Raw genomic sequence first — 13,220 nt, 5'->3', positions numbered from 1 at the left:
CATGGACGCTCAGGTGACGGTCAGAACTTGTACCGCGCCCCGATCGTATAACGCGGCCCGGTCTGCCAGACGCCGATGATCGCGTTGTTCGTGCGTCCGTGTTGACGTACGACAGCATCGTTCAGGTTGATGGCCTCGAATTGGAACGACAGGTTGTCGTTCCACTTGTAGCCAGCGCTGAAATCCAGCTGCGAGTACGGCTCGGTGTAGACCGGGTTGGGCAGGCCGCTGCCATCGAAACGCGCCGCCAGGAACTGGTCGCGCCAGTTGTAGGCCAAGCGGGCTTCGTAGGTGTCGTTCTCGTAGAACACCACCAGGTTGGCCGTGTCGCTCAGGCCCTCCAGCGCGAACTGCTCACCCAGGCTGCCGTTCTTGTACTTCAGGCCCGAGTTCACGTAGGTGTAGTTGCTGGACACGCCGAAACCGGTCGAGCCGAACATGTGCTGCCAGTTCAGTTCCACCCCATACAACCGCGCTTTGTGCTGGTTGGAGTAGGTGGTGATCTGGAAGGTGGCGATCGGGTCGTCGGACTGGCCGGCGATCGTGCCCACCGCGTTGCCGTTGCCGTCGGTACCCGTCTGCGTCACACCGCGCGTGCCGTTGTAGTTCGCGAAGATGTAGTTGCGGATGCAGGTCAGGTCGCTGTCGGTGCAACCGCCGGTGGAAACGGCTTCCTGGAACAGCGCGCCATTGGCCGGCGTGTGCAGGTTGAACGGCGTCCCTTCGGTCGTCGTCACGCCCACGTAGTTCGACAGGTTCTTGGCGAAGTAGCCGGCCGCGATGTAGCTGCCCTTGGCGTAGTAGTACTCGAGCGAGAGGTCGATGTTCTTCGACTTCAGCGGCTTCAGCGCCGGGTTACCCTGCGAGCCGGTACCGCCGTCGATGCGCGCAAGCTGGTTCAGCGTCTGGCCGCCCTGGATGTAGTCCCACTGCGGGCGGCCGATGCTCTCGCCGTAGCTGACGCGGGCCTTCAACTTGCTGGTGATGTCGGCATCGAAATCGATGCTCGGCAACACATAGGTGTAGCTGCCCTTCAGCTTGGTGAATTCCGGCGCGCCAAAGGCCACCGAGAACTCGTTGTTCGACACCCAGCTGATGCCGGTGGCGATGGGCACCAGCGCCTTGGAGGTGATGTCGGTGTGCTCGTAGCGCAGGCCGGCCGCCATGCCCATCGGCACGCCCCACTCCCAGTCGGTGCTGTATTGCACGAAGGCGCTCTGCGACTTCTCGTTCACCCGACGATCGGTGGTGAAGACGTTCGACGCGCGGTACAGCGATTCGTCGCCGGCGGCCTGAGCGGCCAGGGCACGCACTTCGTCGAAGTCCCAGGTGTAGAAGTTGTTGAAGAAAGCCGAGCTGTTGCTGCCGCTGACGCTGCCGAAGTAACGGCCCATCTTGTCCGGATGCCAGACGCTGTCCGGGTAGTCGCCGGCATTCGTGGCGCCACCCCAGGTGTCACGCTGGACGTTGGAATAGGCCGAGCGGTTGTTGGCGTCCGTCAAGCTCATGCCGAAGTCAAGCTTCGACGCGTCTTCGAACTTGTACCGACCCTTGACTTGCGTCTGGTCGATCTCCGACTTCATGTAGCTGTTGCGGAACGACGAGCCGGTCACCATCATCAACGACGGATCGAGCTGCGAACCTTCGATGCTGAGGACGGGGAAGTCCTTCGAGAAATCGACCGAGGTCGTGCCGCGGTTGAAGCTGGCGGTGCCGAGCACGGCGTTCGAGCCGTAGGGGCTGTCCGCACCCGATTCGGCCGACGAGTGGTGGGTGTCGAACTCGAAGTTGAGGTTGTTCGAGGCCTTCCAGGCCACATTCAAGCCCAGCGAGTCGTTGGTGTTCTTGGTGGCGTACTTCGCACCGCCCATGGCGATGTCGCTCGTCGCCGGAACGATGGTTTCCGAGTAGAAGATTGGGCCTGCCACCGGGCCGTCCGTCCACGAGCTGGACGAGGGGCCGAAGTTGAACCACGCCGACAGCTCATTGCGCTTGGTTTGCAGCTTGAGCTCGGAGTAGGTGTAGTCGAGCGTGGTGGTGAGCTCCTTCATCGGCGCCCACTGCAGCGTCAACTGCCCATTGGTGCGCTGGCGCTGGATGCCACTGACACCGTAGTTGATGTTCTGCGGCACCGAGTAGACATCGTTCGGGCCCGGGCGGTTCGTGATGTTCTCGGAACCCGGCTGGCCCGGCTGCGGGATGGTGCCCCAGTTGTTTTCGTCGCCACGGAACGAGCGCCAGCCATTGGGCACGCCGGCATAGCTAAGGCCGAGGTTGCGTTCCTGGTAGCTGCCGCTGATGGCCACGCCGAAAGTGCCATCGGCGAAGGTGTCGCTGTAGATGCCGGAGATTTCAGGCGTGACCTGGCTGCCACGCAGCGAGTCGGGGATGCGGTTGTTCGACTCGTCGTACATCGCCTTGGCGCCCAGGCTGGCACGGAAGCCGGGGTTCTCCAGGGGGCGGGCCGTCTTGATATTGATGGTGGCGCCCATGCCACCGGCCGGCGACGCGGCGCGGCTGGTCTTGTAGACCTCGAGGGCCGCGATCGATTCGGATGCCAGGTTGGCGAAGTCGAACGCGCGGGAGCCGGAGGCACCGGTGTCGACGATGCCCGAGGCAGGCATCTGGCGGCCGTTCAACAGCACCAGGTTGAACTCGGGGCCGATGCCGCGCACGGTGACCTTCGAGCCCTCGCCCACCGAGCGGTCGATCGACACGCCGCTGATGCGCTGCATCGATTCAGCGAGGTTGGTGTCTGGGAACTTGCCGATGTCTTCGGCCACGATGCCGTCGACGATGCCCGACGCATCGCGCTTCAGGCTGAGCGAAGTGTCCAGGCTCTTGCGGATGCCGGTGACGACCACGGTCTCGATCTGCTCACCTTCCTGCTTCGCAGGCGCAGGCGCGGCGGCGGCTTGCTGTTGCGCGATGGCTGAACCTGCGCCGCCGATCAGGATCCCGCACGCGGCCGCGAGGTGCGTCATGCGGAAGGCTGGGTGCCGACTGATGTGGCGGCTGTCAGGAGGGCGAATGGACATGAAACGGTCTCCAGTTGGTGTGTTGGATGCCCCTTCCGGCATCGACGCTTTCGACGCCATCAGCCACAATGGCGACGCTGCTTTGAAAGCGGTTTCAAGAGAATACGCATTGTGCAAGCGCTTGCAACTTAGTAGACACCCTAGGCAGGTGAACGATTCTTTAATTAACGAAACATTGAGGAGACATGAACAAGGCCACCGATCCTAGCCGCAGTGACGGCACTTTCCCTCTCGGAAATCGATCCATCGATCCCGGCGCGGCGCCATACCTGAACGTTTCATGCACGGCGCACACCGCGTGTTGGGATCGCGCCATCCGCAGCGTGGCCGCCACGGTCGCAACGTGGCGCCGTTGCACCACCGCCGCCCTCGGGCTGGGTTGGGCCCTGGGCTCGGCGGCCGCTGCCGCCGCCAGCGGGCCGGCCAGCCCCGATGCGTTGATGAAAGAACCGTTGCGGCTGCCGGCCGGCTACCAGTTGGTCTGGTCGGATGAATTCAGCACCGACGGGCTGCCCGACGCCACCAAGTGGGTCTATGACACCGGCATGAACAAACAGGGCTGGCACAACGCCGAGCTGCAGTACTACAGCGATGCACGGCCCGAAAACAGCGTCGTACGTGATGGCAAGTTGCTCATCACGGCGCGCAAAGAAGACTTGTCCGCACGGGCCGACTGGGGTGGCCAGAAATACAGCTCAGCCCGGCTGATCACCCGAGGCAAAGGCGACTGGACCTATGGTTTCTATGAGATCCGTGCCAAGCTGCCCTGCGGCTTGGGAACGTGGCCCGCGATCTGGATGCTGAACACCCCGGTCGAATGGCCGGCCGGTGGCGAGATCGACATCGTCGAACACATCGGCCGCGAGCCGGGGCATGTGTTCAGCACGCTGCACACCGCCGCTGGTCATGGCGCGCACGGCACCGGCAACGGCACCCAAGTGCCCGACGCCTGCACGGCCTTCCACGACTACCAGTTGCACTGGACACCCGACCACATGCGTTTCGGCATCGACGGCAAGGTGCACCATGTCTACCGGAATGCGCGCCAGGGCACCGCCCAATGGCCGTTCGACGCACCGGAATTCCTGATCCTGAACATCGCCATCGGCGGGCACCTGGGTGGCCCGGTGGACGACGCCATCTTCCCGGTGCAGATGGAAGTCGACCACGTGAGGGTCTACCAGGCGCCGCGCTGACCCGGCCTGAAGCGAACCGGTGGTGCCCGCCCGATGACGGGGGCACCACCGTGGCACGCCGAGGCTGGCGTCAAGGTGAGAGTTGGACCGCTGCCTCGCGAACGAGCCGCTCCTTGAGCGCGGTGAAGCGCTCGACAGCGCGTTCACGTGCCCAACCTTCGGCGGCGATGAACCGGGTGGTCTCGCTGTCCAGCGGGTGCACGCCCTGCTCCCGATCGACAACCTGAACGATCTGCCAGCGCACCGGGCCCCCACCGACTTCGGGCTCGCGAATGGGGCGAGAAGGCTCGCCAGGCGCTTGGGCCAGGGCCAATTGCGCCAGCCAGCGTCCGGACGAACGGCCCGCCTCCACCCAGCCGAGTGAACCGCCCTGCACCGCCGAAGACGCCGTCGAATAGCGTTGTGCGACGGTCGCGAACGCCTCGCCGCGCTGCAGCGCGGCAGAGGCCGCCTCGGCACAGGCGGTGTCGCCGCATCGGATGTGCTGCGCGCGCACACGCTCGGTCCGTGCGAACTGTTCGGGATGGGCCAGGTAGTAGGCGCGTATGTCAGCCGCCGTGGCCTCCGCCCGCAGCAACGTCAAAGCCTCCTGGGCCCCATGCAGTTGGCCGCTCGCGCCCCAGGCCTGCTCGAGGGCGAGGCGAAGCTCGCGGTCGGCCATGCTTTGAGCCAGGGCCTCGAAGTCGGCAGGCTGCAGCCGCTGGTGGGACTGAAGCCAGTGCCGCACCCACGCGGCGCGAACGATGCGCAGGGCCTGGTGGTGCACGAAGCGGGCATCGCCACGCTTCACGGCCTGCCGCCCATGCACGTCCAGCTGGTGCCACACGTCGCGCAGGCTCACGGTGCGGATCGGGCCCTGCTCGTCGACACGGTGGTCGAGCACGGGCACCCGGGTCAGTCGCTCCAGCGCCTCGTCCGACAGGCGGTCATCCAAGGCCGGTGGGGTGCGGTCACCCCATAGCGCGGCCAGCGACTGCGTATCCACCGGATATTGGCGAACCACAAATCGCTGCGGGCCTTCGGGCCCGATGGCCGGCCGCAGATCGGCCTCGAAGACGCGTTCCAACGTGGCCATCAGCGCGGCTTGCGCGTTCACCTCCGGGGCGAACCCCACGCGCCACCCGGGGCGCAACTGCGCCGGGCTGACGTGCTGCTGCGCATAGCGGGCCAGAACCCGATCCTCGGCCACGGCCAGCGCCACGGCCTGCCGCGTCGTTTCTGGGTGCTGGATGAGGGCGGCGCGCCACAGCACGTCCAGCGCCGCGGCCGACATCCGCCAATCGTCCACGCGCAACGATGTGGGGGGGCCGGCCTCGGGCGCCGCCAGCGAGGGCCCAGGTGCCAGCCCAAGCGCCAAGGCGGCGCCGACCACGATGCTTTTGAGTTTCATGGAGAGCGGCCCTTTCATTGCACCAGGCGCTCAGCGGCGCGGTTGAGAACGCGAACCACCATCGCGATGGCGTGGGGCACCACCCGGCGGCCCACGGTGACCCGGTCGGCATGCTCGGTCGACGACAACACCAGCGAGCCATTGGCGTAGGAGTAGGCGCCCAGTTGGTACAGCACCGGCCGCACATCGGTGGCGCTGGGCGACAGTGGCGAGATGTCCGCCATCGCCTGTTCGACGAGGTTGACGGCACCGAGTTGCTCGCTGTCGTAGTAGCTGAGCACCCAGCTCTCCCAGTCCGAGTGGTGGTTGCCGAGGGTGTTCCAGCTGTGGTGCGGCACGGCCGTGTCGGTGGTGTGCAACACGAAGCCTATCGTCTGCGCCGTGGGCTGCGCCAGGAACTGGGTGAACCAGTACTGCCCGAGGTTGGTGATGGGCTGGAACGGGAAGGCCTGGTAATCGGCGTACATCGACTTCGTCGAGGTGCCGCCTTGCCGGTAATTGGCCTCGGTGACGCCGTAGGTGTTGTAGCGGCTCGTGTCGCCAAAGAGGCCACCCATGCCGCCACGGCCATCGTCGAGGTAGTCGTTCCACAACCAGCCGGCGGCCACGTTGTCGATGTCGCCGATGATCGCGATGCGCTTGTAGTTATAGCCGCCGTAGCGGTTGCCATGGGCATCGGTGCCGTGGGCATGGTCCTGGAAGTGCCAGAACGAGGTGTAACGCGCGATGTCGGTGCCCAGGCCCCACAGCGGCGCCTTCACGCAGTCGCCGGTCACCGCGCCGCAAATGAAGGTGTCTTCGAAATAGTCCACATCGTGTGCGCCCTGGGACATGGCCTGGGCGAACTGGTCGATCGTGTAGCCGGCCCTCTGCGCGCCTTCCACGAGCTTCTGGTAGTTGGTGGTGTCCGGATGGGCGGCCATGTAGGCCACCGCATCCAGCACCAGGCGCGCATGGGTGTCGGGCGAAAACGCCTGGGTGCCAACGGGGGCGAGCGCGGCGAGCGCCAGCCCCCAGCGCCAGGCTGGTTTGCGTGTCATCGATGTCTCCTCGGGTTGGGGTGCGTGGGGGCATCACCGACGACAACAAACCACAGGCGGCCCCCGGACGGGCGCGCCAGCCAGATGGCCATGCGCGCCGATGCGAAGCCTCGCCCCGCGGGCGCCGGGCGTCTTGTCGTTTTGCGCCATCCTGCTGGCGCGTGCGAGCAAGTCCGCGGGCGCCGGGGCCTTGGCGTTCTCGCCGTAGGCGCCGCCGCCCAATCTGTAGGACTTCCCTCGCCTTTGCAGAGCCGGCTAGGATTCAACCAAGGTCGGGGGCCATGGCCCCCGGCTGCACGCCGCATCCACCGCCATGGCTCAGGAGTTGCACATGCAAGCCAGCGAAACGATCAGCGTCTACAGCTTTCGCGTCTATCACGGCCACTGCGAGAGCCCCGAGCTGGCCCCATTCAAGGCCACTCGCGAGGCCATCCTGGCCTTGGGTGGCCAGGTACTGGAAGGCACGGATGAAGACGTGCCGCCAGACGAGCTCGATGCCGACGGCCATTTCCGCCGCATCCCCACGGGCTGGGGTTCATTGAGCTGACGTGTCGTCAGCGGTCGAGCGCCTAGCCTGAAGAGCCGGCGCACGTGGCCCATGCCGAGGGCGAGGCCGTGCACGTACTCGGCCTCGTCAGGCACCGGTGAAAGCCTGCGGGCGATCAGGCCACCAGGCAGCCCTGGGCATCGAATGCGATGGCCTTGTCGGCCTCGGGGACGAGATCGACCTTCGAGCCCGCGGCCAGGCCGGTCACGCCGCCGTCGGCGCGCGCCGTCAGCAGGTGCGCCACGCCCGGCACCCGCAGGTGCACGAGCGTCGTGTCGCCCAGGTACTCGGCCAGCTCGACGGTGGCTGGCACGCCCTGCCCGCTCGGCGCGACCGAAAGGTGCTCGGGCCGCAGGCCGGCGCGTTGCGCAGCGCCCAGGCCCAGGCGCTCCCACAAGGCGCCGTGCTCGGGCGTGGCCTGCCCCGCCAGAGGACGGTCGATCAGGTTGATGCGCGGTGAGCCGATGAACCCGGCCACGAACTCGTTGGCGGGCGCTCGGTAAAGCTCCATCGGCGCCCCCACCTGCTCCAGCCGACCCTTGTTGAACAGCGCGATGCGATGGCCCATGGTCATCGCCTCGACCTGATCATGGGTCACGTAGATGATCGTCGTGCCCAGCTCCTGGTGCAGCCGGGAGAGCTCGATTCGCATGTCCACGCGCAGTGCCGCATCCAGGTTCGACAGCGGCTCGTCGAACAGGAACACGCGCGGCTTTCTCACGATGGCACGGCCGATCGCCACCCGTTGCCGCTGCCCGCCCGACAACTCGCGTGGGTAGCGCTGCAGCAGATCGGTGATGCGCAGCGTCTCGGCGGCACGTTGCACCTGCGCCTTGCGTTCGGCGCTGCCCACCCCAGCCATCTTGAGTGCAAAGCCCAGGTTGTCCGCCACGGTCATGTGCGGGTACAGCGCATAGCTCTGGAAGACCATGGCCGTGCCGCGTTCGGCCGGGCGCTGATCCTTGGCACTGACGCCGTCGATCAGGATGTCGCCTTCGTCCAGCTCCTCCAGCCCGGCGATCAACCGAAGCGTGGTCGATTTGCCGCAACCCGAGGGGCCGACAAAGACCATGAATTCGCCGTTGCGCACGTCAAGGTCGATGCCCTTGAGGACTTCGACGTCGCCAAAACGCTTGCGCAAGCCGCGCAGTGACACTTGTGCCATGGTGGGTTCCCTCGTCGTTGGGCCTTCAGCCGATTTCCGCCGATTCTGGCCCGTTCAGGCCGCCTGGGCTGCCCGGCTGCGCAAGGCCCGCTGGCGCTTGAGGAAGTCGCGGTACCACAGCGCGCTTTGCTTCAGCTGGCGCACTTGCGAATCGTAGTCCACTCGCACGATGCCGAAGCGCTTCTCGTAGCCCGAGGCCCACTCGAAGTTGTCCATCAGGCTCCAGACCATGTAGCCGCCGACCGGGGCGCCCTGCTTGATGGCTTCACCCACCGCCTCGATGTGCTCGGCGATGTAGCGGGTGCGGTCGGCGTCGCGCACTTCGCCGTCGACGACCTGGTCTTTGAAGGCCGCGCCGTTTTCGGTGATGTACAGGGGCACACCAGGGTAGTCGCGGTGCAGACGCATCAGCAGGTCAGTCAAGCCCTGGGGGTACACCTCCCAGCCCATGTCGGTCAGCTCGTGGCCCTGGCTGCCGGCCTTCCAGGGGCCTGCGGCGCTGACGACCGAACGCGAGTAGTAGTTGATGCCGAGGTAGTCGAGCTTCTGGCCGATCAAGGCCATGTCGCCGGGCTCGATCTTGGGCGCATCGGCGCCCAGATCATCCAGCGCCTCCTGCGGGTACCGGCCGTGGAAGATCGGGTCGAGGTACCAGCGCAGCAGGTGCGCGTCAGACAGGGTGGCACTGCGGCGGTCTTCCGCCGAATCGGTGGCCGGATAGGTGGGCGACAGGTTCAGCACGATGCCCAGTTGCGCCTTGCAGCCCTGCTCGCGCAGCGCCTTCAACGCCATGCCGTGGCACAACAGCAGGTGGTGCGACACCTGGGCGGCCATCGCACGGTTCTTGATGCCCGGTGCGAAGGTGCCGATGTCATGGCCCAGCGTGGCCACGATCCATGGCTCGTTGTGGGTGGTGATGGATTCGACCCGGTCGCCGAAGCGGCGGCCGATCTCCAGTGCGTATTCAACAAAGCGGTGCACCGTCTCCCGGTTGGCCCAACCACCCTGGGCTTGCAGGCCAGAGGGCAGATCCCAGTGATACAGCGTGATGCACGGCTTGATGCCGCGCGCGATCAGCCCGTCGACAAGCCGCTCGTAGAAGGCGAGTCCCGCTTCGTTCCAGGCTCCGTCCCCGGTCGGGCGGACCCGCGGCCACGAAATCGAGAACCGGTACGCATCGACGCCCAGGCTTTGGATCATGTCCAGATCCGCTTCCCAGCGGTGGTAGTGGTCGCAGGCCACATCGCCATGGCTGGCGTCGACGATCGCGCCCGGCACACGGCAGAAGTCGTCCCAGATGGACGGCCCCTTGCCGTCTTCCTTCGCGGCGCCTTCGATCTGAAAGGCACTGGTGGCCACCCCCCACAGGAAGTCCGGCGGGAAGGTGGTGTCGATGTCTTTGGTGTCGTTGAAATTCATCACAAGCGCCAAGGTTCAGCCTCGTGGGCCGCAGTTGCCAGAAGTTGGTTGTCGAAAGAGATGGGCCGCCGTCACTTCACCGCGCCGGCGGTGAGCCCCGCGATGAGTTGCCGCGAGGCCAAGGCAAACAGCACGAGCAGCGGCAGCGTGGCGATGGCGGTACCGGCCATCAATGCGCCCCACTCGGTATCCACCGGGCTTTGCAGGCTGCGCAACGCGAGCGGCAGCGTGTACATGTCGGGCGAACGCATCACCACCAGCGGCCCGATGAAGTTGTTCCAGGAAGCGATGAAGGTCGCCAGCCCCAGCGTGCCCAAGGCGGGCTTGAGCAGCGGCAGCACGATGCGCCAATAGATGGCGAATTCCCCGCAGCCGTCCATGCGTGCGGCTTCAACCAGCTCGCGCGGGATGGCGGCGATCACCGACTGGCGCATCAGGAAGATGCCGAAGGCGCCGGCCGCACCGGGCACGTACAGCGCACGCGGCTGATCGATCCAGCCCAGTGCATCCATCACCATGAAGTTGGGGATGATGGTCATGAACGACGGCAACAGCATCGTTGCCATGACCAGCGCAAACAGGTGTTTCTTGAACCGGAACTCATACAGCGCGAAGGCCGCCCCGCCCATCGAGCAGAACAGCAGCGTCAGCAGCGTCGACGCCACCGCCACATACAGGCTCCAGCCCAGGTTGCGCAGGAAGGGGATTCGGTCGGTCAGGATCTGAAGGTTCGCCGCCAGGTCGTTGCCGAAGAACAGCGGCGGCGGCAGGCTGAACAGGTCTTGCCGCGACTGGGTGGCGAAGACGAACAGGAAGTAAAACGGCGTGAGCATGACCAGCGCGCCGATGCCCACGGTGAGGTAGGCCGTCCAGGCGTTGATACGGGCGCTGGTCGAGTTCAAGGTGCCGACAGTGGCTGAGTGGGCCATGGTGCGTGCCTCAGTTGCGGCTCAAGGCCTTGTGCGTGGCCCAGGTGAGCACCGCCACCACCAGGAACAGCAGCCAGGACATCGCGCTGGCGGCACCGAAGTCGTTGAAATCGAACGCCATGCGGTACAGGTAGAAGGCCGTGGTCATGCCGGCCTGGTCGGAGCCGCCCTTGCCATTGGTCAAGATGAACGGCTCTTCGAACAACTGCAGACCGCCGATCACGCTCAAGGTGACGCCGAACAGGATCGCCGGGCGCAGGCTGGGCAGCGTGATGTAGCGGAACTGCTGCCACGCTTTGGCGCCGTCGATGCGCGCGGCTTCATACAGATCGGCCGGAATGGTTTGCAGCGCCGCCAGGTACAGCACGACGTTGAATCCCACGAAGCGCCAGAACACCAGCAGCGCGATCGTCGGCTTGATGGTGCCGGGCTTGTTCAGCCAATCGATCGGATCGCCATTCCACAGCGCACGGATGCCCGAGTTGATCAAGCCGTAGTCGGTCGAGAACAGCGAGGTGAAGAGGATCGCGATCGCCACCGTCGAGGTGATGTAGGGCACGAAATAGGCGCCCACCACCAGGTTGCGAAATCGCTTGATCCGGGCATGAATGAAGCAGGCAATCGGGATGGCGACCAAGTGTTGAGGCACCCCCGATGCCACCGCCAGCCAGCCGGTGTTGGACAGCGACTTCCAGAACCACTCGTCTTGCAGCGCGAAGGTGAAGTTTTCCAGCCCCACGTAGTGCATCGCATGCAGGCCACTGGTGGGCTCCCAGCTCTGGAACGCCAGGTAAAGCGAGAACAGCAGCGGATACAGGCCAAACACCAGGAACAGCACCAGGAAGGGCGTCAGCAGCACATACGGCGCCCACCGGGGCGAGAGCTGGAAGCGGCGGCGCCGGGGCAAGGGGCGTGCGCCAGTGGCCACCTTGGCAGGGGCCGCGCTGGCGGCCGGCACGGTCTGGCTCATCGGAACGCCCTCGCCTGAATGAGTCGCTGGGCATCGGCCAGGGCCTGGTCGATGGGCTTGCCCTGGTCGAGCACCTTGTCGAGCTCGGTGTTGACGACTTCGCTGGCGAAGTGATCTTGCTTGTGCACCTGCACCGCGCGGATCCGCCGGGCGGCGTCGCGCCACAGCAGCCGCGCCGGCTGGCCCGCGAGGAACTCGATCGGCTGCTCAAAGAACGGGTCTTCGTAGGTCTCCAGCAGCGCCGGGAAGGCGTCCAACGTCTTGAAGGCTCCGAGCTGCTGCTCGCGGCTGAGGGTCATCAAACGGATGAAATCCCAGGCCAGCGGCTTCAACTCAGGCGCCGAGCGCCGGGGAATAGCATAGAACGTGCCCCCTGAAGCCGCGTACGCCCCTTCAGGCAACTGCGCCGCCCGCCACAGGCCGCGCGTATTGGGTGCCAGCCAGTTGTTCAAGTGGGCCGCCATCCAGGCGCCCGCCATCTGGCTGGCGATGGCGCCGCGGCGGAACCCTTCGGCCCAATCAGAAGACCACGGCCGCACTTGCGCATCCAGCTTGTGCTGACGAACCTTGAGCGACAGCTCGAACGCCCGTTGGAAGCGCCGGGTGTGGATCAGGGCCTTCGAATCCTTGTCAAAGAAGATGCCCTCGCCGGGCTGGATGCCCGTGCGCACCACGATGTCCTTGATGTCGCGGGCGTTGGGCAGCAGGTAGGCGCCGGTGGCCGCCTTGATGCGCACGCCGGCATTGACATAGCCCTCCCACGAGCCGGTCAGGTCAGACTCGTGAACGCCGGCCTTGGCCAGCAGGTCCGTGCGATAGAGCAAGGTACCGGTGCCGATGTCGGTCGGGATGGCCAGCACCGCGCCGTTCTTGTCTGTGGCCTGATCGAAGGCGTAGGTGACAAAGCGATCGCGGTACTGCCTGGCCAGGTAAGGTGCCTGGGTCAGGTCTTCCAGGCCAATGCCTCGCGCGAAGCGGCCCAGGTAGTCGACCTCGAGCGTCATCAGGCTGGGCAGGTTGCTCGCCGTCGTCAGCGCCGTGGTCATCGCGGTGTGGTGATCGGCGAACTCGCGGCTGATCACCTGGACCTCGACGCCGGGATGCTGGGCCTTGAAAAGCGGCAGCGCCGCCTTGATGGCCTTGTCGACCGCGGGATAGGCCGCGATGACCAGCTTTTGCGATGCCCCGTCGGAGCCGGCGCGGGCCGTGATGCCCGGCAGCGCCAGTGCGCCGGCGACGCCCGCCAGGCAGGCGCGACGGGTCAAACCCATCGCTTCACCGCCTTCGAATTGCGCGTTTTCAACAGTCTCCAAGCTTGCCTCTTGTTTTGGCTGTGGCCGATGCGCCGCATTCGCCCTGTCTCATTCAGTGTCGCCAGCGACCCGCCACTCAAGCCCCAGCCCGCCGCCCTGCTCGAAAGCGGACCGGAAACGATTGCTGAAAGCGCTTTCAGGCAATTTAGCCGCCAGAGACAGGGCTGTCAACACGGTAATTCCGCGGGGGTGTGCTCCCACACTCACCATCTG

10 protein-coding genes are annotated in these 13,220 nt (G+C 65.7%); 2 read left to right on the top strand and 8 right to left on the bottom strand.

The genetic code is table 11. From position 1 onward, the window contains the following. Positions 1-20: 20 nt before the first annotated feature. Positions 21-3,038: a TonB-dependent receptor gene (locus tag AACH06_RS24325; RefSeq protein ID WP_341428386.1), complete on the bottom strand. Its 3,018-nt coding sequence runs from the start codon at positions 3,036-3,038 to the stop codon at positions 21-23. Between the two features lie 185 nt (positions 3,039-3,223). Between AACH06_RS24325 and AACH06_RS24320 the strand changes: the two genes are divergently transcribed. Next, positions 3,224-4,234: a glycoside hydrolase family 16 protein gene (locus AACH06_RS24320; RefSeq protein WP_341428385.1), complete on the top strand. Its 1,011-nt coding sequence runs from the start codon at positions 3,224-3,226 to the stop codon at positions 4,232-4,234. A gap of 70 nt (positions 4,235-4,304) precedes the next feature. Here the strand turns inward: AACH06_RS24320 and AACH06_RS24315 are convergent, their stop codons facing one another. Then, complete coding sequence (locus AACH06_RS24315; protein ID WP_341428384.1) at positions 4,305-5,624, bottom strand: peptidyl-prolyl cis-trans isomerase; 1,320 nt, start codon at positions 5,622-5,624, stop codon at positions 4,305-4,307. Positions 5,625-5,638: 14 nt separating this feature from the next. After that, entirely contained in the window at positions 5,639-6,664 is a 1,026-nt protein-coding gene (locus tag AACH06_RS24310; RefSeq protein ID WP_341428383.1) for a phospholipase, read from the bottom strand. A 331-nt stretch (positions 6,665-6,995) separates the two neighbouring features. On the opposite strand from AACH06_RS24310, the gene AACH06_RS24305 reads away from it, so the two are divergent. Next, the gene (locus tag AACH06_RS24305) at positions 6,996-7,211 is read left to right on the top strand and encodes a hypothetical protein (protein ID WP_341428382.1); all 216 of its coding nucleotides are present in this window, start codon (positions 6,996-6,998) and stop codon (positions 7,209-7,211) included. A 115-nt stretch (positions 7,212-7,326) separates the two neighbouring features. Here the strand turns inward: AACH06_RS24305 and AACH06_RS24300 are convergent, their stop codons facing one another. The 5 genes from AACH06_RS24300 to AACH06_RS24280 all read right to left on the bottom strand — a co-directional run bounded on the left by AACH06_RS24300 (position 7,327) and on the right by AACH06_RS24280 (position 13,007). Continuing rightward, positions 7,327-8,376, bottom strand: coding sequence for an ABC transporter ATP-binding protein (locus tag AACH06_RS24300; RefSeq protein ID WP_341428381.1), 1,050 nt, complete (start codon positions 8,374-8,376; stop codon positions 7,327-7,329). Positions 8,377-8,430: 54 nt separating this feature from the next. Next, positions 8,431-9,795: a GH1 family beta-glucosidase gene (locus tag AACH06_RS24295; RefSeq protein WP_341428380.1), complete on the bottom strand. Its 1,365-nt coding sequence runs from the start codon at positions 9,793-9,795 to the stop codon at positions 8,431-8,433. Between the two features lie 71 nt (positions 9,796-9,866). After that, the gene (locus tag AACH06_RS24290; protein WP_341428379.1) at positions 9,867-10,724 is read right to left on the bottom strand and encodes a carbohydrate ABC transporter permease; all 858 of its coding nucleotides are present in this window, start codon (positions 10,722-10,724) and stop codon (positions 9,867-9,869) included. Between the two features lie 10 nt (positions 10,725-10,734). Next, a complete protein-coding gene (locus AACH06_RS24285; RefSeq protein WP_341428378.1) occupies positions 10,735-11,694 on the bottom strand; it encodes a carbohydrate ABC transporter permease in 960 nt (319 codons plus the stop codon). After that, the gene (locus tag AACH06_RS24280; RefSeq protein ID WP_341428377.1) at positions 11,691-13,007 is read right to left on the bottom strand and encodes an extracellular solute-binding protein; all 1,317 of its coding nucleotides are present in this window, start codon (positions 13,005-13,007) and stop codon (positions 11,691-11,693) included. The genes AACH06_RS24285 and AACH06_RS24280 overlap by 4 nt, the downstream gene beginning before the upstream one ends. Between the last annotated feature and the right edge of the window lie 213 nt (positions 13,008-13,220).

It is taken from the genome of Ideonella lacteola (assembly GCF_038066555.1).
GTDB classification, from domain to species: Bacteria; Pseudomonadota; Gammaproteobacteria; order Burkholderiales; family Burkholderiaceae_C; genus Ideonella; species Ideonella lacteola.
This window is presented reverse-complemented; position numbering and strand designations above follow the sequence as displayed.

What these genes read in the sequence shown, in the direction of transcription:
- AACH06_RS24325 (WP_341428386.1), bottom strand. Translation starts at nt 3,038, where the DNA reads ATGTCCATTCGCCCTCCTGACAGCCGCCACATCAGTCGGCACCCAGCC.
- AACH06_RS24320 (WP_341428385.1), top strand. Translation starts at nt 3,224, where the DNA reads ATGAACAAGGCCACCGATCCTAGCCGCAGTGACGGCACTTTCCCTCTC.
- AACH06_RS24315 (WP_341428384.1), bottom strand. Translation starts at nt 5,624, where the DNA reads ATGAAACTCAAAAGCATCGTGGTCGGCGCCGCCTTGGCGCTTGGGCTG.
- AACH06_RS24310 (WP_341428383.1), bottom strand. Translation starts at nt 6,664, where the DNA reads ATGACACGCAAACCAGCCTGGCGCTGGGGGCTGGCGCTCGCCGCGCTC.
- AACH06_RS24305 (WP_341428382.1), top strand. Translation starts at nt 6,996, where the DNA reads ATGCAAGCCAGCGAAACGATCAGCGTCTACAGCTTTCGCGTCTATCAC.
- AACH06_RS24300 (WP_341428381.1), bottom strand. Translation starts at nt 8,376, where the DNA reads ATGGCACAAGTGTCACTGCGCGGCTTGCGCAAGCGTTTTGGCGACGTC.
- AACH06_RS24295 (WP_341428380.1), bottom strand. Translation starts at nt 9,795, where the DNA reads ATGAATTTCAACGACACCAAAGACATCGACACCACCTTCCCGCCGGAC.
- AACH06_RS24290 (WP_341428379.1), bottom strand. Translation starts at nt 10,724, where the DNA reads ATGGCCCACTCAGCCACTGTCGGCACCTTGAACTCGACCAGCGCCCGT.
- AACH06_RS24285 (WP_341428378.1), bottom strand. Translation starts at nt 11,694, where the DNA reads ATGAGCCAGACCGTGCCGGCCGCCAGCGCGGCCCCTGCCAAGGTGGCC.